Raw genomic sequence first — 25,479 nt, forward strand, 5'->3', positions numbered from 1 at the left:
ACGCCCGGCGCGCTACGGTTTAGGGGCGACGATGGGTGCCGAGGCGGGAGCGGACGCCGCAGCCGCAGGTTTGGCGGGCAGCGTCAGCGGCCCCTTCTGCCCGCAGCCCGTGAGCGCGGCAAGGGTGATCAGCAGGGCGGCCGTCGCTGAGACGGTGAGCCCACCTACACTGGCGGCAGTCTTCTTCATCCGCTGAGTTTATGCCGCTGTCCGACGCCGATTACCTCGCCAAGTCCCATGCCGTGCTCGCCCGCATCGAGGCGCAGGTCGATGGCTGGCTGGAGGACGACGTCGTGGACATCGACACCCACCGCACCGGTGGCCTGCTGGAGCTCAGCCTGCCCGGCCCCGGCACAGGCAGCAAGATCGTGATCAACACGCAGCCGCCGCTGCAGGAAATCTGGCTGGCCGCCCGTGCGGGCGGTTACCACTTCAAGTGGGACGGTGCACAGTGGTCGGACCGCGAAGGCCAGGAGTTCTTCGCCCGGCTGTCGCGCTGTGCGAGCGAACAGGCCGGGCAGGCGCTGACCTTCAGCGCCTGATCCGTTACCGCTTGAACAGGTCGAGGATGGACTTCTTCTCGTCGTCGGTCGCCGCACCCGGCACGTTGGGTTCGTTGGACAACTCGCGCACGCCGGTGCCGCCCGAATACTCCTCGTAGAACCATTCGCCGTTGACGTTGACCACGCCCTCCGGCGGGCTCACTTCGTCCACGGGCTTGTTCTTCAGCGCGGACATCATGTATTCGATCCACACCGGCAGGCTCAGGCCGCCGCCGGTTTCGCGGTCGCCCAGCTTGCGCGGCTGGTCGTAGCCGATCCAGACGACGGCGACCAGTTCCTTCTGGTAGCCGGCGAACCAGGCGTCCATGGAGTCGTTGGTCGTGCCGGTCTTGCCGTAGATGTCGGGGCGCTTGAGGGTGGCCTGCGCGCGGGCCGCCGTGCCGCTGCGCGTGACCTCCTGCAGCAGGCTGCTCATCAGGAAGGCGTTGCGTGGCTCGATGGCGCGGGCGCCGTCGGCCAGCGTGACGGGCTGGGCCTCGTAGAGCAGCCGTCCCTTGTTGTCGGTGATCCTGGCGATGAGCTGCGGGCTGACGCGGTAGCCGCCGTTGGCGAACACCGAGTAGCCCTGGGCCATCTGCATGGGGGTCACCGAGCCGGCGCCCAGCGCCATCGTCAGGTAGGCCGGGTGCTTGTCGGCCTCGAAGCCGAAGCGCGTGATCCAGTCCTGCGCATAGCGCACGCCGATGGAGTGCAGCACGCGGATGGACACCATGTTCTTGGACTTGGCCAGCGCCGTGCGAAGCGGCATGGGCCCTTCGAACTTGCCGTCGTAGTTCTTGGGTTCCCATGGCTGGCTGCCCGTCGTGCCGGCGTCGAAGAACAGCGGCGCGTCATTGACGATGGTGGCCGGCGTGAAGCCCTTCTCCAGCGCCGCCGAGTAGATGAAGGGCTTGAAGCTGGAGCCCGGTTGGCGCCACGCCTGCGTGACGTGGTTGAACTTGTTCTTGTTGTAGTCGAAGCCGCCCACCATCGCATGCACCTGGCCGTTGCGCGGGTCGAGGGACACGAAGGCGCCCTCGACCTCGGGCAACTGCGTGATGGTCCATTCGTTGCCGTCCTTCTGCTTCGGGGCCTTGACGACACGGATCACCGCGCCGCGGCGGATGCGGGTCTTGGGGTTGCCCTTGTCGGACAGGCCGGACGTGGCGGGCTTGAGACCGTCGCCCGTGATGGCGATGGCGTCGCCGCTCTGCAGCACGGCCGTGACCTTCTTGGGGTCGGCTTCGAGCACGACGGCGGCCAGCAGTTCGTCGTTGGCCGGGTGGTCGGCCAGGGCCTCGGCGATGCGGGCGTCCAGGGCCTTGGCGTCGGCCGGCAGGTCGGCATAGGCCTCGGGGCCGCGGTAGACCTGGCGCTTCTCATAGTCCAGGATGCCGCGGCGCAGCGCGCGGTAGGCGGTGTTCTGCTCGGCGCTGTTCAGCGTCAGGTAGACGTTCAGGCCACGGGTGTAGGCCTCGTCGCCATACTGGCTGAAGATGAGCTGGCGTGCCGCCTCGGCGACGAACTCGGCGTGCGACACCGACTCGACCACCGGCCGGATGCGCAGCTTCTCGGCCTTCGCCTCGTCGCGCTGCTCCTCGGTGATGTAGCCCGTCTCGTACATCCGCTCGATGATGTACTGCTGGCGGATCGTCGCGCGCTTAGGGTTGTTGATCGGGTTGTAGGCCGACGGCGCCTTGGGCAGGCCGGCCAGCATGGCGGCCTCGGCAACGCTGATCTTGTCCAGCGGCTTGCCGAAGTAGATCTCGCTGGCCGCCGCAAAGCCGTGCGCACGGTGGCCCAGGAAGATCTGGTTCATGTAGATCTCCAGGATCTTCTCCTTGGGCAGCGCCGATTCGATCTTCAGCGCCAGCAGGATCTCGTAGATCTTGCGCGTGAAGGTCTTTTCGGTGGACAGGTAGAAGTTGCGCGCCACCTGCATCGTGATGGTGGACGCGCCCTGGCTGCGCGACTCGCCGACGTTGGCCAGGCCCGCGCGGACGATGCCCAGGTAGTCCACGCCGCCATGCTGGTAGAAGCGGGCGTCCTCGATGGCCAGCACCGCCTCCTGCATCACCTTCGGGATAGCCTGGATGGGCAGGTAGCTGCGACGCTCCTCGCCGAACTCGCCGAGCAGCACCCCGTCGGCGGACAGCACGCGCATGGGCAGCTTGGGGCGGTAGTCGGTCAGCCCGCCGATGTCGGGCAGATTGGGGTAGGCCAGCGCCAGGGCGAGGCCCAGCAGCAGCGCCACCGCGCCGACGCCGCCTGCCAGCAGCCCCACCCCCCACAGTGCCCAGCGGGTGAATCGGGCGGGAAGTCGAGACGGCGGGGAGGTGGCGTGGGAGCCGGCGGCGGGCGAAGGACTGGACGCAGCGGATCGGGGCTTGTCGTTCATGGGCCGGCAAAGCGCGCCCGGGGCGCGTCGGAGGAAGGCAGTGGATTATAGGAAGCGGACCGCGCCGGCCATCTATATGACGCGCGGCCGCAAACAGCGTGTCAAACGACCGCTTCCCCTGCGTTTTTCATGAGCTTGCAATCCTGTTGGTTCGTGTATGTTTAGCAACGTGGCGTTACCAGCTCGGCCCGGTTTTCCGTTCGGTGTCAACGGCTTTGCTGCTAGCATTCAAGTAACTTATTAATAGTCCGATACGTAACTCGCGTGTCGGGACACAAAGGGCATGGGAATACTTGACGCGCTTTCGGGTCGCAGGCACCCGGCCTTGATTGGCCTGGATATCAGTTCCTCCAGCGTCAAGCTTGTGGAACTGAGCCAGACCAAGAGCGGCGAGTTCGTGCTGGAGCGATTCGCCAGTGAGCCGTTCGAGAAGGGCTGGATCGCCGACGGCCAGATCGAGAAGTTCGACGAGGTCGCTGATGCCGTGCGCCGCGTGGTGGCCCGCAGCGGGTCCAGGACGCGCGATGCGGCCCTTGCCATGCCCCAGTCGGCCGTCATCACGAAGAAGATCATGCTGCCCGCCGGGCTGCGCGAGGAAGAACTCGAACTGCAGGTCGAGGCCGAGGCCAACCAGTACATCCCCTTCTCGCTGGACGAGGTCAGCCTCGATTTCTGCGTGATCGGCCCCAGCCCCACGTCCGTTGGCGACGTCGAGGTGCTGATCGCCGCGTCGCGCAAGGACCGCGTGCAGGACCGCCAGGGCCTGGCCGAGGCGGCGGGGCTCAAGCCCGTCATCCTCGACATCGAATCGCATGCCTCCCGCATGGCGATGGGGCGCCTCATCGCCGCGTTGCCCAACGAGGGCAAGGACGCGCTGGTCGCGTTGTTCGAGATCGGCGCGGACACCACCAGCCTCAAGGTGCTGCGCGACGACGAACTGCTCTATGACCGCGACCAGTCCTTTGGCGGTTCGCAGCTGACTAACCTGATCTCGCGCCAGTACGGCTTCTCGTTCGAGGAGGCCGAGCAGAAGAAGCTGGCCGGCGAGCTGCCCGAGGACTACGAGGTCAGCGTGCTGAATCCGTTTGTCGACAGCCTGTCGCAGGAAATCGGCCGCGCGCTGCAGTACTTCTTCACCAGCACGCCGCACCACAAGGTGCACTACGTGATGCTGGCCGGCGGCACGGCGACGCTGCCGGGCCTCAAGGAGCGCGTGACCGACCTGACCGGCTTCGCCTGCATGGTGGTCAACCCCTTCGAGAACATGGCGATGGGCTCGGCAGTGCGTGAGGCCAAGCTGCGCCGCGAGGCACCGTCGTACCTGACCGCCTGCGGCCTGGCGATGCGGAGGTTCTTCCAGTGATCCTGATCAACCTGCTGCCTTACCGCGAAGAGCGGCGCAAGCGGCGCAAGCAGGCCTTCTTCGCCGGCCTCGGCCTGGCTGGGCTGATCGGTGCGGGCCTGGTGGTCGCCGGCTTTCTGCTGCTGCAGTTCCTGACCGGCGAGCAGCGCACGCGCAACCAGTATGTTCAGACCCAGATCACGCTGCTCGAGGCGCAGATCAAGGACATCGCGAACCTCAAGGCCGAGATCGAGTCGCTGAAGTCGCGCCAGCGCGCGGTGGAAGACCTGCAGACCGACCGCAACACGCCGGTTCAGCTGTTGAACGACCTCGCCCGCCTCGCGCCCGAAGGCATCTACCTGACGGCCATCCGCCAGGCCGACAAGGTGGTCACGGTCAGCGGCATCGCTCAGACCAACGAGCGGGTGTCCGAGTTCCTGCGCAACATCTCGCGTGGTTCGGAATGGCTGGACCATCCCGATCTCATCGAAGTCAAGCTGGCGAACGTCACGACGAACACCCGCGACCAACGCCGGCTGCTGGACTTCTCCATGACGGTCTCGATCAAGACCCCGCCGCGCGAAGGCGCGCCGGGTGCCGCCGCGCCGCAGAAGAGCTGAACGCCCATGGCCACGTCCAACCCCAAGCTAGATCTGAATGCCTGGTTCGCCGAGGTGGCCAGCCAGTTCCAGGATCTCAACTTCAAAGAGCCCGGCCAGTGGCCGCTGCTGCCCAAGCTCGCGGCCGGCTTGGCCGTCATGCTGGTCGTTGTCCTCGCGGGCTATTTCTTTTTGCTGTCCGACGAAGAAGCCAACCTGGATGCGGAGCGTGCACGCGAGCCGCAGCTGCGCCAGGACTATCACAACAAGCTGGCCCAGGCCGTCAACCTGCCCGAGCTGCGCAAGCAGAAGAGCCAGGTCGAGGAGTACGTGACCCAGCTTGAAAAGCAGCTGCCCGGCAAGGCCGAGATCGATTCGCTGCTGTCCGACATCAGCAGTGCCGGCGTCGGCCGCGGCCTGCAGTTCGAGCTGTTCCGTCCGGGCCAGGTGCTGATCAAGGACTACTACGCGGAGCTGCCGATCGCGGTCAAGGTATCGGGCCGCTATCACGACATCGGCGCGTTTGCGGCCGATGTGGCCAACCTGTCGCGCATCGTCACGCTGCACAACCTCATCGTCGCTGCGCCCACCGGCGCGCGCGATGCCAACGGGGCGCTCAGCATGGAAGCCACGGCGCGCACCTACCGCTATCTCGATTCGACCGAGGTGGCGGAGCAGCGCAAGGCCGCAGCGAAAGCGGGAGCCAAGAAATGAAGCGTCTCGCCCTGGGCCTCGGCGCCTTGCTGCTGATGCTGGCCGGCTGCACGAGTGACATCGACGAGCTGAAGCAGTGGATGGAGCAGGAGCGCAAGGACGCCAAGCCCACCGTCACGCCGCTGCTGCCGCCCAAGAAGTTCCTGCCCCAGCCTTACGAGGCCGGTGCCGGCGTGGACCCCTACAGCCCGCAGAAGCTCAGCGTGGCGATCAAGCAGGAAGCGGCCCAGCCCAACTCGCTGCTGACGGCCGAGATCAGCCGCCGCAAGGAGCCTCTGGAAGCCTATCCGCTGGACAGCATGGCGATGGTGGGCAGCCTGATGCGCGACGGTCGCCGCCATGCGCTGCTGCGCGTCGACAACCTGCTTTATCCGGTCAAGTCGGGGGACTACCTCGGCCAGAACTTCGGACGCGTCACCAAGATCAGCGAAACCGAAATCACGTTGCGAGAAGTCGTCCAGGACGCTGCGGGCGAGTGGATTGAGCGCACCAGTACCCTCCAGCTACAGGAGAAGGGACGATGAAGAGAACATTGCAGGAGAGCAGGCCGATGGCTCGTGGCTGGTTGCTGGGATTTGCACTTGTACTGCTGGCCGCTGCGCCGGCTGCCTGGTCGCAGACACAGATACGCGCAATCAACACCAGCCAGCAAGCCGGTGTCGAGGTCGTCCGCATCGAGTTGAGCGAACCGCTGGCCGCGTTGCCGACGGGGTTCACGATCCAGACGCCGCCGCGCATCGCGATCGACTTGCCGGGTGTCGTCAACGCCATCGGCCGCAACCAGGTCGACATCAACCAGGGCAACCTGCGCTCGGCCAGCGTGGCGCAGGCCGGCGACCGCTCGCGCGTCGTGTTGAACCTGCGCCAGGCCTCGGGCTACAGCGCCAAGCTGGAGGGCAGTGCGCTCGTCCTCGTGCTGGACGCCGCCCCGGCGCTGGCGCAGCCGGCCGGTGAGCCGGTGCATTTCGCGCAAAGCCTGAACGCGGCGCCGCAGCAACTGCGTGACATCGACTTCCGCCGCGGTGCGGACGGTGCCGGCCGGGTCGTCGTCAGCCTGCCCAGCAACCAGGTCGGCGTGGACATCCAGCAGCAGGGCCCGCGGCTCGTCGTCGAATTCCTGCGCTCAGGCCTGCCCGAGAACCTGCGCCGCAAGATCGACGTGACCGACTTCGGCACGCCGGTGCAGATGATCACGACGACGCAGTCGGGCGACCGCGTGCGCATGGTCGTGGAGCCCAAGGGCAACTGGGAGCACAGCGCCTACCAGAGCGACAACCAGTTCGTGCTGGAAGTCAGGCCGCAGAAGATCGACCCGGACAAGCTCACGCAGGGCCCGGGCTACGCCGGCGACAAGCTGTCGCTGAACTTCCAGAACATCGAAGTGCGCGCGTTGCTGCAGGTCATTGCCGACTTCACCAACTTCAACGTCGTGACCAGCGACACCGTGACGGGCAACGTCACGCTGCGGCTGAAGGACGTGCCCTGGGACCAGGCGCTGGACATCATCATGCAGGCCAAGGGCCTGGGCCTGAAGAAGGCGGGCAACGTGCTGTGGATCGCGCCCAAGGAAGAGCTTGCCGCCAAGGAGAAGCTCGATCTCGAGTCCAAGGCGGCCATCGCCCAGCTCGAGCCGGTGCGCTCCCAGTCCTTCCAGCTCAACTACGTCAAGGCCGAGGACATTGCCAAGGGCCTGACGGGGCAGAACCTTGGCAACAGCAGCGGCGGCGGGGCTGGCGGTGGCGGTGGGAGCGGCGGCGGGTCGGGCAGCGGCACGCGCATCCTGTCGACGCGCGGCAGCGCCATCTTCGAGCCGCGCACCAACCAGCTCTTCGTGTCGGACATCCCGAGCAAGCTCGAGGAGATCCAGGCCATGATCACCAAGATCGACATCCCGGTGCGCCAGGTGCTGATCGAGGCGCGCATCGTCGAGGCCAACGACAAGTTCGGCCGGTCGCTGGGCATCAAGCTCGGCGCCAACGACCTGCGCGGCCAGCAGGGCGGCATCCCCGGCTACAGCGTCGGCGGCGGCAACTACGTGACCATCGGCGGCAATTACAACGGCGTGGGTTCGCAGACCAACCAGGGTGCGACGGCAGACTACAACAACACCCAGTTCGTCAACCTGCCGGCCAACGTGTCGTCCGACAGCTTCGCCGGTGCCACGGCCGCCAACGTCGCGCTGGCCTTGTTCAGCGCCACGGCCAACCGCTTCCTGAACCTGGAACTGTCGGCCCTCGAATCCGACGGCAAGGGCAAGATCGTCTCCAGCCCGCGCGTCGTCACGGCCGACCAGACCAAGGCGGTCATCGAGCAGGGTGAAGAGCTGCCGTACCAGCAGTCGACCTCCAGCGGCGCCACCGCCATCGCCTTCAAGAAGGCCGTGCTGAAGCTGGAAGTGACGCCGCAGATCACGCCGGAAGGCAGCGTCATCATGACGGTGGACGTCAACAAGGACAGCCGCGGCACGCTGACGCCACAAGGCTACGCCATCAACAACAAGCACGTCGCGACGCAGGTGCTGGTCGAGAACGGCGGCACCGTCGTCATCGGCGGCATCTACACGCAGGACGAAGGCGAGACCATCAACAAGGTGCCAGTGCTGGGCGATGTGCCCTTCCTGGGCAACCTGTTCAAGAACAAGAGCCGCACGACCTCGAAGACCGAACTGCTGATCTTCCTGACGCCCAAGGTCGTCAGTGAACGGGCGGCGGTGCGCTGACGACAGTGGCCGTGCGCTCGACGCATGGCCATTCAGGAGCTTTTAGAGATGAGTATTGCAGTGAACCGAGCCGGTCAGAAGTTTGTCATCGGCCTCTCCCTGGCCCTCGCGCTAGCCGCATGCGGCGGGGGCGGCGGCAATGCAGGCACGCCCGTGATCGGGCCGGGCGCCGGATCCAGCTCGCCCACGGCGACGGATTCGGCGACGGTGAGCCTCAAACTGTCCTCGGCGACCGTGACGGCCGGCGCGCCGGCCACCGTCACGGCCACCGTCGTCAACAAGAGCGGGTCCGCAGTGCCGGGCTTGGTGGTCAAGTTCTCGACGGCTGGGGGCCTGGGTGCTTTCAGCGCCAGCTCGGCATTGACGGATGCCACCGGCACCGCCTCGGTGGTGCTGTCGCCTGCGGCATCCACCACGTCCGGTGCCGATACGGTGCGAGCAACGGTGACCTATGCGGGCAGCGACTATTCGGCTTCGGCCGGATTCCAGCTGACGGCGACCAACGTGACCATCGGCTCGTTCACATCGGATCTGCCCACGGGCACCAGCCTGTCGGCCTACGGACAGGCGAACCTGACCGTCACCCTGGCGGGCGCCTCGGCGACCTCGCCGGTCAACGTGGTGCTCACGTCGTCCTGCGTGTCCGCAGGCAAGGGCACGTTGACGCCGACCAGTGTCACCACGAGCACGGGCAGGGCGACGTTCACCTTCCGCGACCAGGGCTGCGGCGCCGTGGCGACGGCAGAGAACCTGCAGGTTTCCGTGACCGGCACCAGCCTCACCCAGTCCCTGAGCATTCCGGTCAGTTCGCCTGCTGCGGCCAGCATCGGTTTCGTGTCCGCGTCACCCAACGTCATCTATCTCAGGGGCTCCAGCCTTGTCGAGAGCTCAAGCGTGACCTTCCAGGTGAAGGACGCCGCGAACAACGGTCTGCCCAACCAGACGGTGGTGCTGCAGCCCAGCGTGCTGACGGGCGGGCTGACGCTGGACGGCCAGTCGGGTTCCGTCACCAAGACGACCGACAGCAACGGCAACGTGATCGTCCGCGTCAACTCCGGCACGGTACCCACGCCGGTGCGCATCAAGGCGACGCTGCAGGGTTCGACCATTTCCACGGTGTCCAGCGCGCTGGCCATCGCCGTGGGCTTGCCGTCGCAGCTGAATTTCTCCTTTGCCCAGCGCACCATCAACATCGAGGGTTACAACCTACAGGGGACGACGAACACGTACACGGTGATTGCTTCCGACCGCCTGGGCAACCCGGTGCCTGATGGCACGGCCATCAATTTCGTCGCCGAAGGCGGCCAGATCCAGGCCACGCAGCAGACGGCCCTGAATGCCAGCGGCATCGCGACAGCCACGGCCAACTTCGTGACCGCGTCGCCGGTGCCGGTCGATGGACGTGTCACCGTGCTGGCCTACGCGCTGGGAGAAAAGTCCTTCCTCGACACCAACGGCAACAACGTCTACGACGCCGGCGAGGTGTTCCAGGACCTGGGCAACGTCTACCTGGACCGCAAGTACGACGGTTATTACAACGCGAGCGAGGACCAGGCCATCCCGCTCGTGCCCGGCGGCGGCGGTACCTCGGCCTGCGCGGTAGCCAGTTCCGCGCTGCTGGCGGGCGACATCACCATCCCCAGCCAGCCCAACACCTGCACGGGCACCTGGGGTACCGCCCATGTCCGTCGTGCGCTGCAAACGATTTTCTCCACCTCCACCGCGCGGCCGCTGTGGGGCACGGCCCGGTCGCCCTTCGCGGGCTCGGCCAGCGGCATTTGCGCAGCGCCGCTGCAGTTGATCGACCAGTACGTGAACGACCAGCCGGCGCGTTATGCGGTGGACGGCAGCGGCCAGCCGATTGCCGGCAAGACGACGTACTACCCGCTGACGGACGGCAATGGCGTGGGCTCCAGCCTCTACGGGCTGGGGGGCAGTGGTGCGTTGACCTTCCTGGTGGCCGACGCGAATCCCGTGGCGTTCAACCCGGTGGCGGCCGGCAGCACGATCGCCGTGACTGCGACCGACGGCCTGACGGTTTCGGTGCTCGGAGGTTCGCCCGTGCCCAGCAGCAGCACGCCCACGGCGGTGACGATCGGCTACAAGTTCGACACCGCGTCGTCCGGCACGATCACGATCAACATCAGCTCGCCTGGTGGGCTCGTGACCTCGATCCCGCTGGTCGTGACGACGGCGACGTCGCCCGGGGCGTGCACCAACTGAAGATCGCGCTCGTCGGCATGCCGGGCGGTGGCAAGTCCACCGTCGGGCGGCAGCTGGGGCGCCAGATCGGCGTGCCCTTCGTTGACAGCGATCACGAGATCGAGGCGCGCATCGGCGGCAGCATCCGCGCGTTCTTCGACAGTGAGGGCGAAGAGGCGTTCCGCGCGCTGGAAAGCGAGGTCATCGCCGAGCTGATGCAGCGCCCCGGCGACTGCATCGTGGCCACCGGCGGCGGCGCGGTGCTGAAGGAGCGCAACCGCGAGTTGCTGCATGCGCAGGCGACCGTGCTGTACCTGCGCTCGACGCCGGAAGACCTGTTCCGCCGCCTGCGCCACGACACGACGCGGCCGCTGCTGCAGGTGCGGGACCCGCTGGCCAAGCTGCGCGAGCTGTATCACCAGCGCGACCCCCTGTACCGTCGCTGTGCGCACTACGTGCTGGAGAGTGCCCGGCCGTCGGTCCATGCACTCGTGAACATGGCGCTGATGCAGCTGGAGCTGGCCGGCCTGCTGGACCCGACGCGTGTCGCGGCCACGGTGGGGGCCGGGCCCGTTTGACGAAGGCTGCAGCGGCAGGCCAGGCGAGGGCGGCTCTTACACTCGGGCCATGCCCGCTACAGACTCCGTCAGCATCCAGCTTCCCGATGGCCGCGCCTACGACATCCGCATCGGCGCCGGCCTGCTGAGCGACGCGGCGAGCTGGCAAGGCCTGCCGAAAGCGGCTGCTGCCGTGATCGTCAGCAACGAGACCGTCGCGCCGCTTTACGCCGAACGGCTGCGGGGCCAGTTGCTGGCCTGCTATGCGCGTGTGGACGTGGTCGTATTGCCCGACGGCGAGCAGCACAAGAACTGGTCCAGCCTGAACCGCATCTGTGACCACCTGCTGGGCGAGGCTTTGGATCGCCGCACCGTGCTGTTCGCGCTGGGTGGCGGCGTCATCGGCGACATGACCGGTTTCGCCGCGGCCATCTACATGCGCGGCGTGCCGTTCGTGCAGGTGCCCACGACGCTGCTGGCCCAGGTGGACTCCTCGGTGGGCGGCAAGACGGCGATCAACCATCCGCTGGGCAAGAACATGCTGGGCGCGTTCTACCAGCCCGAGCGTGTGATCGCCGACCTGGACACGCTGGACAGCCTGCCCGACCGCGAGCTGCGTGCGGGCCTGGCGGAGGTGATCAAGTACGGCCCCATCGCCGATGCCGGGTTCCTGTGCTGGATCGAGGACAACCTTGACGCGCTGCTGGCGCGGGACAAGGCCGTGCTGGCCTATGCCGTGCGGCGCAGTTGCGAGATCAAGGCGGACGTCGTCGGCCAGGACGAACGCGAGCAGGGGTTGCGGGCCATCCTGAACTTCGGCCACACCCTCGGTCACGCCATCGAGGCGGGCCTGGGCTACGGCGAATGGCTGCATGGCGAGGCCGTGGCCTGCGGCATGGTGCTGGCCGCCGACCTGTCGCAGCGCATGGGCCTGATGCCGGCCCCCTTCGTCGAACGCCTTCGCGCGCTGATCGAGCGCGCCGGGCTGCCCGTGCAGCCGCCCAGGCTGGGTGCCGAGCGCTACCTGTCGCTGATGCGCGTCGACAAAAAGGCCGAGGCCGGCGCGATCCGTTTCGTGCTCATCGAGGCGCTGGGGCGGGCCGGGCTGCATGCCGTGCCTGACGAGCTGATCGTCCAGACGCTGGCCGCCCACGGAGCGGCCTGATGCCGGTCGCGACCCGTCCCGCCTATGCGGCCGACCCCGCGCGCAGCCGCGGGCGGCGGCTGCCGGAGCCCGCGGCCCCGACCCGCAGCGAGTTCCAGCGGGACCGGGACCGCATCATCCACAGCACGGCGTTCCGCCGGTTGGTCTACAAGACGCAGGTCTTCCTCAACCACGAGGGCGACCTGTTCCGGACCCGGCTGACGCACTCGCTGGAAGTGGCGCAGCTGGGCCGCTCCATCGCGCGCAGCCTGGGGCTGGACGAGGACCTCGTGGAGGCCGTCGCGCTGGCGCACGACCTGGGCCACACGCCGTTCGGACATGCGGGCCAGGACGTGCTGGACGAGTGCATGCGCGGCCACGGGGGCTTCGAGCACAACCTGCAGTCGCTGCGCGTGGTCGACCACCTGGAGCTGCGCTACCCTGAGTTCGACGGCCTCAACCTGTGCTTCGAGACCCGCGAGGGCATCCTCAAGCATTGCTCCCGGCGCAATGCTGAATTCATCGAGGCGGCCGAGCCCGGCGGGATCGCCACGCGCTTCCTGAACGGCGGCCAGCCCAGCCTGGAGGCCCAGCTCTGCAATCTTGCGGACGAGGTGGCCTACAACGCCCATGATGTGGACGACGGCGTGCGGTCGGGATTGATCGAGCTGGAGCAGTTGCTGGAGGTCGAGCTGGTGCGCGAGCATTGCCAGGCGGCGCTGGCCGCGCACCCGGGTCTGACGGGCAAGCGGCTGCTGTTCGAGACGATCCGCCGCATGCTGTCGGCCCAGGTGTACGACATCATCGATGCGACCGGCGCCGCGCTGGCCGCAGCGGCGCCGGCGGATGCGGACGCTGTGCGCTGCAGCGAGCAGCCGCTGGTGAGTTTCAGCCCCGGTATGCGCACCAGAAGCACGGCGCTCAAGCGCTTCCTGTTCGCCAACCTGTACCGGCATCCGCAGGTGCAGTCCCAGCGCCTGCGCGCCGAGCAGATCCTTCGCGAACTGTTCCAGATCTACTCGACGGATGCGACCCAGATGCCGCAAGACTTCGCCGACCGTGAGGACCGCGAACGTGCCTGCGCCGACTACATCGCCGGCATGACCGACCGCTTCGCCATCCGCGAGCATCAACGCATCACGGGCAAGACGCTATTTTGAAAATGGGGTCGGAGTCGATTATTCTGGACGCTCGCACCCGGTCGACTCCCACAAGGAACCCCTCATGGCCCGCCTCCCCCGGCTGATCCTGCCCGGTCAGCCGCACCACGTCATCCTGCGCGGCAACAACCGCCAGGCGATCTTCTACAGCGACCTGGATCGCCAGCACTTGCTGGACACGCTGGCGCAGGCCGCCACGCAGCACCGCGTCGCCATCCATGCCTATGTGCTGATGGACAACCACCTCCACCTGCTGGTCACGCCGCCGGTCGCCGACGCGCTGAGCCGCATGATGCAGTCGCTGGGACGGCGCTACGTGGGCTGGTTCAACGCCCGGCACCGGCGCACGGGCACATTGTGGGAAGGGCGCTTCCGTGCGGGGCTGATCGAGGGCGAGCGGCACCTGCTGGCCTGCATGCGCTACATCGAACTCAACCCCGTGCGAGCAGGACTTTGCCAGGAAGCCGCGCAATGGCCCTGGTCCAGCGCCGCGCACCACCTGGGCCTGGCCCGCAGCCCGCTGGTCACCGAGCACGAACTGGTTTGGTCGCTCGGCAACACACCCTTCGAACGCGAACATGCCTACCGGGAGTTCATCGCGCAGGGCGTATCGCTGCCAGAGCAACTGCAATTCACCGAAGCGGTGCTGCGGGGGCGCCCGCTGGGCAGCGAGGCCTTCCTGAAGCCGTTGTCAGACGCGCATGGGGCCGTTGTCATCAAGAGGCCGCGTGGCCGGCCCCGCAAGGTATCGGCGCCAATTGGCGCGGACTGAGTGTCAATCTAACTATGGCCCTATTTATTTAATCTACTGCTGTCGGTGTTTATTAAATAGAACCTGACCCCATTTTATTGAAGTTGCCGACATTGCTGCGCTGCAGTACGCTCCCTCCCCGTTGTGTTCCAGGAGGGCGCCATGAGCCATGCCACGCAGATTCAGTCGGAGATTCAGGACTTGGCGGAGCATGGGCTCTATCGGCCGGGCAATGAGAAGGACGCTTGCGGCCTGGGGTTCGTCGCGCACATCAAGGGCCACAGGGCGCACCACATCGTCCAGCAGGGCCTGAAGATCCTGGAGAACCTCGACCACCGCGGCGCGGTCGGCGCGGACAAGCTGATGGGCGATGGCGCCGGCATCCTCATCCAGATTCCGGACGAGTACTACCGCGAGGAGATGGCCAGGCAGGGCATCCACCTGCCGCCGCCCGGCGAGTACGGCGTCGGCATGATCTTCCTGCCCAAGGAAGCCGCCTCCCGCCTGGCCTGCGAACAGGAACTCGCCCGCGCCGTCAAGGCCGAGGGCCAGGTGCTGCTCGGCTGGCGTGACGTGCCGGTGGACCGCGACATGCCCATGTCGCCCACCGTGCGCGAGAAGGAGCCGGTGATCCGCCAGATCTTCATCGGCCGCGGCCCGGACATCATCGTGCCCGACGCGCTGGAGCGAAAGCTCTACGTCATCCGCAAGACCGCCTCCAGCGCCATCCAGGCCTTGAAGCTCACGCACAGCCGCGAGTACTACGTGCCCAGCATGAGCTGCCGCACCGTCATCTACAAGGGCCTGCTGCTGGCCGACCAGGTCGGCAAGTACTACAAGGACCTGGCCGACCCGCGCGTCGTCTCGGCCATCGCCCTCGTCCACCAGCGCTTCTCCACCAACACCTTCCCCGAGTGGCCGCTCGCCCACCCCTACCGCATGGTCTGCCACAACGGCGAGATCAACACGGTCAAGGGCAACTTCAACTGGATGCGTGCCCGCGAAGGCGTCATGAAGTCGCCGGTGCTGGGCGACGACCTGAAGAAGCTCTACCCGATCAGCTTCGAGCACCAGTCCGACACGGCGACCTTCGACAACGCCATCGAGCTGCTGACGATGAGCGGCTACCCGCTCGCCCACGCGGCCATGATGATGATCCCGGAAGCCTGGGAGCAGCACGAAGGCATGGACGAGCGCCGCCGCGCCTTCTACGAGTACCACGCCGCCATGATGGAGCCCTGGGACGGCCCCGCCGCCATGGCCTTCACGGACGGCCGCCAAGTCTGTGCCGCACTCGACAGAAACGGTCTGCGGCCCGCCCGGTATTGCATCACCGACGACGACCTCGTCGTCATGGCCTCGGAGTCCGGCGTGCTGCCCATCCCCGAGAGCAAGATCGTCAAGAAATGGCGCCTGCAGCCGGGCAAGATGTTCCTCATCGACCTGGAGCAGGGCCGCATCGTCGATGACGAGGAACTGAAGAACCAGTTCGCCAACGCGCGCCCCTACCGCCAGTGGATCGAGAACGTCCGCGTCAAGCTGGACGACATCGCTGTGCCCGACACGGCACGCCCCGGCTTCACGACGACGCTGCTGGACCGCCAGCAGGCCTTCGGCACGACGCAGGAAGACATCAAGTTCCTGCTCGCGCCCATGGCTGCCAACGGCGAGGAGGGCATCGGCTCCATGGGCAACGACTCGCCGCTGGCCGTGCTGTCGAGCAAGAACAAGCCGCTCTACAACTACTTCAAGCAGCTGTTCGCCCAGGTCACGAACCCGCCGATCGACCCGATCCGCGAGAACATCGTGATGTCGCTGAACAGCTTCATCGGTCCCAAGCCCAACCTGCTGGACATCAACGCGATCAACCCACCGATGCGGCTGGAGGTGAGCCAGCCCATCCTGGACTTCGACGACATGGCGCGCCTGCGCGGCATCGAGGGCCCCACGAACGGCAAGTTCAAGCCCAGCGAGCTGGACATCACCTACCCGCGCGACTGGGGACGCGCCGGCGTGGAAGCGCAGCTCGCCTCGCTGTGCGCCTCAGCCGTGGATGCGATCAAGACCGGCCACAACATCCTCATCATCACGGACCGCCACCTCAGTGCCGACCGCATCGCGATTCCCGCGCTGCTGGCGCTGTCCGCCGTCCACCACCACCTGGTGCGCGAGGGCCTGCGCACGACGGCCGGGCTGGTCGTGGAGACCGGCACGGCGCGGGAGGTGCATCACTTCGCCGTGCTGGCCGGCTACGGCGCGGAGGCCGTCCACCCCTACCTGGCGCTGGAGACGCTGGAGGCGATGGGCGACGAACTGCCGGCCAAGCTGACGGCCGAGCAAGCCCGCTACAACTACATCAAGGCCGTGGGCAAAGGTCTGTCCAAGATCATGTCCAAGATGGGCATCTCGACCTACATGTCCTACTGCGGCGCGCAGATCTTCGAGGCCATCGGCCTGCAGCGCGACTTCGTCGAGAAGTACTTCCGCGGCACGGCCACGCAGGTCGGCGGCATCGGCGTCTTCGAGGTCGCTGAGGAAGCCATCCGCATGCACGAGGCGGCGTTCAGTGACAACCCGCTGCTGGACGGCATGCTGGAGACCGGCGGCGAATACGCCTGGCGCACCCGCGGCGAAGAGCACATGTGGACGCCCGACGCCATCGCCAAGCTGCAGCACAGCGCGCGCAGCGGCAAGTTCGAGACCTACAAGGAATACGCGCAGCTCATCAACGACCAGAGCAAGCGCCACATGACGCTGCGTGGCCTGTTCGAGTTCAAGTTCGACCCGGCCAAGGCCGTGCCGCTGGAGGAGGTCGAGTCGGCCGCCGAGATCGTCAAGCGTTTCGCCACCGGCGCCATGTCGCTGGGCTCCATCTCCACCGAGGCCCATGCCACGCTGGCCGTCGCGATGAACCGCATCGGCGGCAAGAGCAACACGGGCGAGGGCGGTGAAGACCCGGCCCGCTACCGCAACGAGCTCAAGGGCATCAAGATCACCGATGGCACCAAGATCAGCGACGTGATCGACGGCAAGGTCATCGCCGTCGACTACGAGCTGAAGGCCAACGACAGCCTGCGTTCCAAGATCAAGCAGGTGGCCTCGGGCCGCTTCGGCGTGACGACCGAGTACCTGGTCAGCGCCGACCAGATCCAGATCAAGATGGCCCAGGGTGCCAAGCCCGGCGAGGGCGGCCAGTTGCCGGGCGGCAAGGTGTCCGAGTACATCGGCATGCTGCGCCACTCGGTGCCGGGGGTGGGCCTCATCAGCCCGCCGCCCCACCACGACATCTACTCCATCGAGGACCTGGCGCAGCTCATCCACGACCTGAAGAACGTCAACCCCAAGGCGGACGTGTCGGTCAAGCTGGTGTCCGAGGTGGGCGTGGGCACCGTCGCGACCGGCGTGGCCAAGTGCAAGGCCGACCACATCGTCATCGCCGGCCACGACGGCGGCACGGGCGCCTCGCCCTGGTCGTCCATCAAGCACTGCGGCACGCCGTGGGAGCTGGGGCTGGCCGAGGCGCAGCAGACGCTGGTGGTGAACCGCCTGCGTGGCCGCGTGCGCGTGCAGGCCGACGGCCAGATGAAGACCGGTCGGGACGTCGTCATCGGCGCGCTGCTGGGCGCCGACGAGTTCGGCTTCGCCACCGCGCCGCTGGTGGCCGAGGGCTGCATCATGATGCGCAAGTGCCACCTGAACACCTGCCCGGTGGGCGTGGCCACGCAGGACCCGGTGCTGCGCAAGAAGTTCACCGGCCGCCCCGAGCACGTCGTCAACTACTTCTTCTTCGTCGCCGAGGAAGCGCGCCAGATCATGGCCCAGCTCGGCGTGCGCAAGTTCGACGAACTGATCGGCCGCAGTGACTGGCTGGACACCAAGAAGGCCATCTCGCACTGGAAGGCCAAGGGCCTGGACTTCGCCCGCATCTTCCATCGCCCCAACGTGCCCGCTGACGTGGCCCGCATCCACAACGACGTTCAGGACCACGGCCTGGAGCGCGCGCTGGACGTGAAGCTCATCGAGAAGTGCCTGCCCGCCTTCGAGAAGGGCGAGAAGGTGCAGTTCATGCAGGAGGTGAGCAACGTGCGCCGCTCGGTCGGTGCGCGGCTGTCCGGCGAGCTGATCCGGCGCAAGCCCGAGGGGCTGCCCGACCACACCATCTTCATCCAGATGGAGGGCACGGGCGGCCAGAGCTTCGGTGCCTTCCTGGCCCAGGGCATCACGTTCTACCTGATCGGTGACGCCAACGACTACACCGGCAAGGGCCTGTCGGGTGGCCGTGTCGTCGTGCGCCCCAGCATCGACTTCCGCGGCGACGCGACCAAGAACATCATCGTCGGCAACACCGCGCTGTACGGCGCGACGCGTGGCGAGGCCTTCTTCCGCGGCGTGGCGGGCGAGCGCTTCGCGGTGCGCCTGTCGGGCGCCACCACGGTGGTGGAGGGCACGGGCGACCACGGCTGCGAGTACATGACCGGCGGCACCGTCGCCGTGCTGGGCAAGACCGGCCGCAACTTCGCGGCCGGCATGAGCGGCGGCATCGCCTATGTCTATGACGAGGACGGCCACTTCGCCAAGCGCTGCAACACCGCCATGGTGTCGCTGGACAAGCTGCTGCCCGCGCACGAACAGGAGGCGACGGTCGACAAGGCCATCTGGCACCGCACCAAGGCCGTCGACGGCGCGGACCGCGAGCCGCAGACCGACGAGGCCATCCTCAAGAAGCTGCTGGAAGACCATCACCGCTGGACCGGCAGCCAGCGCGCCCGCGACATCCTGGACCACTGGGCCGAGTCGCGCGCCAGGTTCGTCAAGGTGTTCCCGAACGAGTACCGCCGGGCGCTGGGCGAGATCAACGCCGCCAAGGCCGCCGCACAAACCATCGCTCAGGCCAAGCAGGCCGAGCCCGTGAAAGTCTGAGGAGCGCCAACGTGGGAAAAGTCACCGGCTTCATGGAATACGAGCGCCTGGAAGAGGGCTATGAGCCCGTCCCCGCTCGCGTCAAGAACTACAAGGAATTCGTCATCGGCCTGAACGTCGAGCAGGCCAGGCAGCAGGGTGCCCGCTGCATGGACTGCGGCACGCCGTTCTGCAACAGCGGCTGCCCGGTCAACAACGTCATCCCGGACTTCAACGACCTGGTCTACAAGGGCCGGCCGGAGGACTGGCAGCACGCGATTGCCGTGCTGCACAGCACCAACAACTTCCCCGAGTTCACCGGCCGCATCTGCCCCGCGCCCTGCGAGGCGGCCTGCACGCTGAACGTCAATGACGACGCGGTGGGCATCAAGTCCATCGAGCACGCCATCATCGACCGGGCCTGGGCCGAGGGCTGGGTCAGGCCGCAGCCACCGAGGAACCGCACCGGCAAGAAGATCGCCGTCGTCGGTGCCGGCCCGGCCGGCCTGGCCGCGGCGCAGCAACTGGCGCGTGTGGGCCACGGCGTCACCGTGTTCGAGAAGAATGACCGTGTCGGCGGCCTGCTGCGCTACGGCATTCCGGACTTCAAGATGGAGAAGTCCCACATCGACCGCCGTGTCGAGCAGATGCAGGCCGAGGGCGTCGAGTTCCGCACCGGCGTGCTGATCGGCGCTCTACCGGAGGGGTCCAAGGTCACGAACTGGGCCAAGGAGACGATCAGCGCCGACGAGCTGAAGGCGCAGTTCGACGCCGTAGTGCTGACCGGTGGTGCCGAGCAATCGCGCGACCTGCCGGTGCCTGGACGCGATCTTGCGGGCGTGCATTTCGCCATGGAGTTCCTGCCGCAGCAGAACAAGGTCAACGCGGGCGACAAGCTGAAGAACCAGTTGCGCGCCGACGGCAAGCACGTCATCGTCATCGGCGGCGGCGACACCGGAAGCGACTGCGTGGGCACCAGCAACCGACACGGCGCCAAGAGCGTGACCCAGTTCGAGCTGCTGCCGCAGCCGCCCGAGGTCGAGGACCGCCCGCTGACCTGGCCCTACTGGCCGATCAAGCTGCGCACTTCGAGCAGCCACGAAGAGGGCTGCGAGCGCGAGTTCGCCATCGCCACCAAGGAGTTCCTGGGCGAGAAGGGCAAGCTCACCGGCGTCAAGACCGTGCGACTGCAGTGGCAGGGCGGCAAGATGACCGAGGTCGAGGGCAGCGAGCAGGTCCTCAAGGCCGACCTCGCGCTGCTCGCCATGGGCTTCACCGCACCGGTCGCGACCGTGCTGGAAGCCTTCGGCGTCGACAAGGACGCCCGCGGCAACGGCAAGGCCACGACCGAGGGCGCAAACGCGTACAAGACCAATGTCGACAAGGTCTTCGCCGCCGGTGACATCCGCCGTGGCCAGAGCCTGGTCGTGTGGGCCATCCGCGAGGGCCGCCAGGCCGCACGCGCGGTGGATGAGTACCTGATGGGTGCGACGACGCTGCCGCGCTGACGGTTCAGCGCGAGAGAGGCCTGGGGGGGCCGGCAGGCCCGCCCAGGCAGCGTTCCGGCCGGCCCGCCGCGTATGGCAGCCAGCCCAATTGCGGCGCCGGCAGCGCAGCGTCGAAGCGCAAGCTCAGGCAATAGGCGCGCGCCGCGCCGGCCGGCTGCAGGTGCGCGTCGCCCAGCGCGTGCTCGGCCACCAGCCGGAAGGCATCCGGCGTGGCGTCCGACAGGCTGCGAGCGACCACACGCGCCACATGGCCGCCCTCGTCGGCCACCAGGTAGACGCGCAACGTGACACCGCCCGCGGGCAGTTCGGCGTCCGGCAGCGGCAGCTCCGGCGGACCGGGCGTGAACTCGGGTGGCGGTCCCGCCTCGGGCATCGGCGGTGTGGCCGGCGCGGTGGGTGCGCCTTCGGCCGCGGGGGCGAGTCGCGCTGCAGGTGCCACCGCCGCGGGCGGCAACTCGCGGACCTGCATGGCCCGCGTCGCGGCCGGCAGGCCGGCGGCCGGGGCGGGCCGGTGCAGCCCGGTGAGGAGCGGCAGGTGCAGGCCTGCGGCCAGCAGGGCGCACCCGAGCACGGCACGCCGCGCCCGGGCCGCGGCAGGCCTCACTGCTGCAGCAGGTCCCGCCACGACAGGCGGCGCGTCGTGTTGAGGGCCGGCGAGGTCGGGATGGTCGTGATGGCGGTGCTGACGTCGGACAGCCGCGTGATGCTGATGACCTTGTTGTTGGGCAGCCGCACAAGCGCCGGCCGCGTGGCGATCGCATTGCCAAGCGCCACGCTGCTGACGCCCTTGGACGAGTCCACCGCGCCGCCGGTGGCGTAGTTGAAGACGTTGGACCAGGAACTGCCGCCCACCTTGCAGAGGTCGCCCTGGGCGATGACGTTGGAGTTGACCACCAGCGTGCCCAGCGCCAGCTGCGGATCGGTGTTGACGCGCTCCCGGCTCATGGGCAGGTCGACGAACCAGCCACCGTTCACGGCCAGGTTGACGCTGTTGTTGCTGTTGGTGCGCACCGTGTCGCCCGACTGGCAGGCGCTGGAGCCGGTGGGACAGCCGGAGGTCGACAGCGTCAGCGTCTGCTGCACGAACTGGTTGGCCGTGCTGCGCGGGTTCAGCGAGGTGCCGATGCCGCTGGCGGTCATCGGGTCCTTGATGCCGTAGATGCTCTGCACGTCGGCGTTGGTGAGGTCGCTCTGGCCCAGGTAGCGGCCGGTGCCGACGAACACCATCACATAGCTGCCCACCTGGCCCAGCTCGGGCCGCGACGTGATGGGCTGTGTCACCCCGGTGGGGCCGCTGAGCGTGGCGAGTTGCAGCGCCTCGTAGCCCGGCGCGCCGACGTTGTTGTTGACGTCGAAGCGCCACAGGTTGCCGAGGTTGTCGCCACCGTAGACGCGCTGGATGGTGTTGTCGGTGACGCTGTTGTCCACCCAGGCGCGGATGTGCGCCAGCCCGGAAGGCGTGGCGGCTGAGCCGGCGGTGGTGGCGATGGTGCGGATGACCGCGCCGGTGGCCGCGTTCAGCACGTACAGGCGGCCGAGGCCGTCGGCGGTGTTGTTGTAGCCGGACGCGAAGATGACGACCCAGGTGCCGTCGGTCAGCTTGCCGATCTCGGGGCGGCCCACCGTCAGGCCCAGGTTGGCGTCGGTGAACTCCCACAGCGACTTGGGGTTGGCCGGGTCGGTGATGTCCAGCGCGAAGTAGGCATTGCCGCCGGCGCCCAGGCCGCTGACGAGGATGGTGCGCCACTGCGTGCCGATCTTGATGTCCTGCACCACCGGCGAGCCGTCCACGTAGTACTGGTGGTTGGCGGCGTACTGCTTGTCGGCCAGCCGGTACAGGTTGGGCAGCACGGCCGTCGGCACGTACGCCCAGACCTCGGCGCCGGTGCTGGCGTTGAAGGCATGCAGCATGCCGTCGTTGGCGCCCACGTAGGCCATCGGCGGGTTGTTGGCGGCCTGCTGCAGCGCGAAGCTGCCGTAGCCGTCGTCGGTGTAGGTCACCAGCGACTTGGCCACGTAGGCCACCTCGGAGTTGACGATGTCGCCCAGCAGGTGAACGCGCGGCCGGTAGAACTTGGTGGTGGTGCCCAGGTCGCCCTCGTTGCTGCGGTCGCCGGCCAGGTAGCTCACCAGCGGCTCGCCGACGGCGGCGTTCTGCGCATCGGTCGTCAGGCAGTAGGCCGCACCGGTGCACAACTGGCTCAGCGACGGCCCGCTGTTGCCGCTGCCGCTGGCCGCGGTGATCCAGTTCTTGCCGAAGTAGGCGCGCTCGCCCGTGCTCATCGCGGCCCAGCTGAAGGCTTTCAGGCCGTTGGTGGCGCCGCTGGAGCGCATGTAGAGGGTGCGCGAGGCGTTGGTGTCCAACTGACCCTGGGCGGACCAGGTGGCGGTGTCGCTGACGGCGCCGCTGTTCAGGTCGATGGTGGTGGCCTTGAGCTCGCCGGACCATTCCGCCGACTGGAAGTTGGACTGGAAGATCTGGTTGTCGCCCTGCGAGACGTTGGGGTTGCTGGTTGTCGCCGCCGCAGCAGCCGCCGCCACGCCGCCGATGGAGCGCAGCGCGCTGCTCAGGCCGTTGTAGAGCGTGGAGGGGTCCGAGGCGCTGAAGTAGGTGCCGTGGCCGTTGACCGCCGCGTGCCAGAGGTCGTCCACGGCCGTCAGCGTGTTGCTGACCGGCGTGGGCCAGTTGCAGGTGCCGCTGGTCTGCCAGCTGCAGACGCCCGAGCTGGGGTCGGCCGCCGTGACCTGCGAGATGGCGTTGAAGTCCTTGGAGCCGCCGCTGAGGTAGTCGGACGTGAACTGCATGTAGCCCGAGGCACCCAGGCCCAGCGTGAAGGTGAACATGCGCTGGAAGTTGATGCTGGGCGAGGGGTCGTCGTTGCCGCAGACGTCGGCACCCGTGCCGGGCGTGGTGGTGGACGTGCCGCCGCTCACGCACAGCTTCTGGCCGGTGGTGCCGGTGCGCAGGTCGGTGCCGTAGTAGTACGCGGCGACGTCGGCCAGCGTGTTGGCCGTGCCGTTGCCATCCATCATCGGGCGGTCCAGGCCGCTGTCCTGGTCGCCGATGGCCGTGCTGCCGTTGAGCTGCACCGGGTTGTTGCTCTCGTTCCAGAAGCCGTCGGTGGACAGCACGGTGAAGTTGCGCTGGCAGGAGTACTGCATCGGGTCGGTGACCGTCGACCCGTTGAGCGTCGTGCCGTTGAACCGGCCACCGTAGAGCCGGCCTGCCGTGGCCAGCGCGGCGCGCAACGGCGTGGAGCCGCTGGGCTTGGCGGCCGTGAGCTTGTTGAACCAGCTGCTGCGTTGCGTGGTCTCGAAGGTGTTGAGGTTGAGGAAGTCGCTGCCGGTGGCGTTGTTGATGCTGAGGTAGCCGACGCGGCGGTTGCTGCCCAGGGCACCGAAGGCCGACGCGGCCGAGGACTTCATCGACTGCATGCGCGTGTGGTAGTACGTCCACCAGTTCGCGAAGTTGGTCATCTCCTCGTCGTAGGTGCAGTTGCCGCTGGTGCCGCCCGCGATGCCCGAGCAGTCCGCACGCGAGGACGGGCGTGCGAAGACGTTGGGGTTGGCGGTGGTGCCGGGCGTGATGTCCACGCGCTGGAAGCTGCCGGGGTAGCTGGACGTCGGCGCCGAATAGCCTGAGAACGAGCCCAGCGTGGTGGGCGTGACCGTGCAGGTGGACGAGGTGTTGGCCGCCAGCGAGGCGCTGCTGGTGACGGCGCCCTTGTTGATGGTGGCGTAGAGCGTGACGGTGGCGTTGCTGGCGCTGGCGAAGAAGCCCGTGTCGACCGTGTTGGCATTGATGGCCGACACGACCGCGCTGGCCAGCGTGGAGGCGGTGGCGGTGTTGCCGGTGGGCGAGCCGGCGAAGAGGTCCACGCCTGCGACCTTGACCCACTGGATGCCGGCCACCTTGCCACTGCTGCAGCCGGTGAGCGTGACGGTGAAGCTCAGGCTCGCGTTGGTGCCGGCGCTGCCCGAAGAGAAGTATTTGGTCGGGTAGCGGGGAAAGCTGAAGGTGCCGCTGCGCACGGCCTGGCATGCGGCCACGGCGGGTTGCAGTGCGCGTGCGTTGGTGTCGGAATTGCACCACCGTACCGGTGCCGGGATGGTGTAGTTGCCGGTGCTGCCCATGCGGCAGTCGCGCAGGTCGATGCTGTTGCAGTACTCCGGCGTGTTGATGACGTAGTAGTGGGGGCCGAAGTCGCGGCTGACGGCCACGGCGTTGTCCGGCGAGCCGGTCGTGACCAGGCCGCTGCCCGAGGCGACCGTGGCGCTGTAGCGCGTGTAGGCCTTGCCGTTCACGGTGCCCGGCAGCGCGTAGTTGCCGTTGCGCAGGCAGTCGGTAAGCGCCGAGTCGAAACACCACTGCGTGTCGGGAAACTGCGTGATCAGGTTGATCGAGCTGGTGTTCTGGACGTTGTACGCGTCGTTCTTCACTGCCGTCCAGCCGTTCGTGGCCGTGCGCGTCTGCGAGGGCCAGTAGCTGCCGTCGGCCTTGACGGGCGGCGCGTAGACGACGGCCGGGTTGTAGGCGAGGCCGTTGAAGCCCGCGGCGAGGAAGGGCGGGTGGGCCGAGTAGGAGAAGGGCGGCGTACCGGTCCAGCATGCGTTGTTGACGTTGCCGCGCTGGCAGCATGCATTGCCGAAGCTGCCGCTGCTGGCGCCGGTGGCGCCGGCGCTGCGGCACAGCGCCGGGTTGGCGCCGGTGGCGCCGTCGCTGCCGTTGATGTGGTCCGGCAGGAAGTCGAAGTTCATCGAGCCGGAGTCGTCCAGCACGAACAGCAGGTTGGCCTTGACCGCATCCTGGTTGGAGATGATGAGCGGCGCCTGCGAGATGTCGGTCACGGCGGCGAAACCGTGCGCCGCGCAGAAGGACAGGGCGGCGGCCAGCAGCAGGCGGGGGAGGGGGAAGCGGAGCATCATGGGCACCTCGTCGATGGG

Annotated in this window: 17 protein-coding genes; 13 read left to right on the plus strand and 4 right to left on the minus strand. The window is 67.5% G+C overall.

Annotation, left to right across the window (positions count from 1 at the left end):
* Nucleotides 1-12: 12 nt before the first annotated feature.
* Nucleotides 13-189 carry an LPS translocon maturation chaperone LptM gene (gene lptM, locus ACO07H_RS07070; protein WP_422012547.1) on the minus strand — a complete coding sequence of 59 codons (177 nt, stop codon included), beginning with the start codon at nt 187-189 and terminating at the stop codon, nt 13-15.
* An 11-nt stretch (nt 190-200) separates the two neighbouring features.
* Between lptM and cyaY the strand changes: the two genes are divergently transcribed.
* A complete protein-coding gene (cyaY, locus tag ACO07H_RS07075) occupies nt 201-542 on the plus strand; it encodes an iron donor protein CyaY (RefSeq protein WP_422012549.1) in 342 nt (113 codons plus the stop codon).
* A 4-nt stretch (nt 543-546) separates the two neighbouring features.
* Here cyaY and ACO07H_RS07080 read toward each other — a convergent pair whose 3' ends face one another.
* Nucleotides 547-2,940, minus strand: a complete 2,394-nt coding sequence (locus ACO07H_RS07080; protein ID WP_422012551.1) for a penicillin-binding protein 1A — start codon at nt 2,938-2,940, stop codon at nt 547-549.
* A gap of 283 nt (nt 2,941-3,223) precedes the next feature.
* Between ACO07H_RS07080 and ACO07H_RS07085 the strand changes: the two genes are divergently transcribed.
* The 12 genes from ACO07H_RS07085 to ACO07H_RS07140 all read left to right on the plus strand — a co-directional run bounded on the left by ACO07H_RS07085 (nt 3,224) and on the right by ACO07H_RS07140 (nt 20,535).
* The gene (locus ACO07H_RS07085) at nt 3,224-4,303 is read left to right on the plus strand and encodes a pilus assembly protein PilM (protein WP_422012553.1); all 1,080 of its coding nucleotides are present in this window, start codon (nt 3,224-3,226) and stop codon (nt 4,301-4,303) included.
* Complete coding sequence (locus ACO07H_RS07090) at nt 4,300-4,902, plus strand: PilN domain-containing protein (protein WP_422012555.1); 603 nt, start codon at nt 4,300-4,302, stop codon at nt 4,900-4,902. Before ACO07H_RS07085 ends, ACO07H_RS07090 begins: the two co-directional genes overlap by 4 nt.
* Nucleotides 4,903-4,908: 6 nt before the next feature.
* Entirely contained in the window at nt 4,909-5,595 is a 687-nt protein-coding gene (locus ACO07H_RS07095; RefSeq protein ID WP_422012556.1) for a type 4a pilus biogenesis protein PilO, read from the plus strand.
* A complete protein-coding gene (locus tag ACO07H_RS07100) occupies nt 5,592-6,119 on the plus strand; it encodes a pilus assembly protein PilP (protein ID WP_422012558.1) in 528 nt (175 codons plus the stop codon). The genes ACO07H_RS07095 and ACO07H_RS07100 overlap by 4 nt, the downstream gene beginning before the upstream one ends.
* Complete coding sequence (pilQ, locus tag ACO07H_RS07105; protein WP_422012560.1) at nt 6,116-8,314, plus strand: type IV pilus secretin PilQ; 2,199 nt, start codon at nt 6,116-6,118, stop codon at nt 8,312-8,314. The genes ACO07H_RS07100 and pilQ overlap by 4 nt, the downstream gene beginning before the upstream one ends.
* Before the next feature lie 24 nt (nt 8,315-8,338).
* Entirely contained in the window at nt 8,339-10,537 is a 2,199-nt protein-coding gene (locus ACO07H_RS07110) for a beta strand repeat-containing protein (RefSeq protein ID WP_422012562.1), read from the plus strand.
* A complete protein-coding gene (locus ACO07H_RS07115; RefSeq protein ID WP_422018603.1) occupies nt 10,534-11,094 on the plus strand; it encodes a shikimate kinase in 561 nt (186 codons plus the stop codon). The genes ACO07H_RS07110 and ACO07H_RS07115 overlap by 4 nt, the downstream gene beginning before the upstream one ends.
* Nucleotides 11,095-11,143: 49 nt before the next feature.
* On the plus strand, nt 11,144-12,238 hold the full coding sequence (aroB, locus tag ACO07H_RS07120) for a 3-dehydroquinate synthase (protein WP_422012564.1): 1,095 nt from the start codon (nt 11,144-11,146) through the stop codon (nt 12,236-12,238).
* Complete coding sequence (locus ACO07H_RS07125; protein ID WP_422012566.1) at nt 12,238-13,377, plus strand: deoxyguanosinetriphosphate triphosphohydrolase; 1,140 nt, start codon at nt 12,238-12,240, stop codon at nt 13,375-13,377. The genes aroB and ACO07H_RS07125 overlap by 1 nt, the downstream gene beginning before the upstream one ends.
* Before the next feature lie 64 nt (nt 13,378-13,441).
* Nucleotides 13,442-14,149: an REP-associated tyrosine transposase gene (locus ACO07H_RS07130; RefSeq protein ID WP_422012568.1), complete on the plus strand. Its 708-nt coding sequence runs from the start codon at nt 13,442-13,444 to the stop codon at nt 14,147-14,149.
* 141 nt (nt 14,150-14,290) lie between these two features.
* Nucleotides 14,291-19,048 carry a glutamate synthase-related protein gene (locus tag ACO07H_RS07135; protein WP_422012570.1) on the plus strand — a complete coding sequence of 1,586 codons (4,758 nt, stop codon included), beginning with the start codon at nt 14,291-14,293 and terminating at the stop codon, nt 19,046-19,048.
* 11 nt (nt 19,049-19,059) lie between these two features.
* The gene (locus tag ACO07H_RS07140) at nt 19,060-20,535 is read left to right on the plus strand and encodes a glutamate synthase subunit beta (protein ID WP_422012572.1); all 1,476 of its coding nucleotides are present in this window, start codon (nt 19,060-19,062) and stop codon (nt 20,533-20,535) included.
* Between the two features lie 4 nt (nt 20,536-20,539).
* Here ACO07H_RS07140 and ACO07H_RS07145 read toward each other — a convergent pair whose 3' ends face one another.
* Together ACO07H_RS07145 and ACO07H_RS07150 are read right to left on the minus strand one after the other, a co-directional pair.
* Nucleotides 20,540-21,139 carry a hypothetical protein gene (locus ACO07H_RS07145; protein WP_422012574.1) on the minus strand — a complete coding sequence of 200 codons (600 nt, stop codon included), beginning with the start codon at nt 21,137-21,139 and terminating at the stop codon, nt 20,540-20,542.
* Nucleotides 21,136-25,461, minus strand: coding sequence for a pilus assembly protein (locus tag ACO07H_RS07150; RefSeq protein ID WP_422012576.1), 4,326 nt, complete (start codon nt 25,459-25,461; stop codon nt 21,136-21,138). The genes ACO07H_RS07145 and ACO07H_RS07150 overlap by 4 nt, the downstream gene beginning before the upstream one ends.
* Nucleotides 25,462-25,479: the final 18 nt, after the last annotated feature.

Origin of the sequence: Roseateles sp. (assembly GCF_965229315.1) — a bacterium.
Taxonomy (GTDB): Bacteria; Pseudomonadota; Gammaproteobacteria; order Burkholderiales; family Burkholderiaceae_C; genus Pelomonas.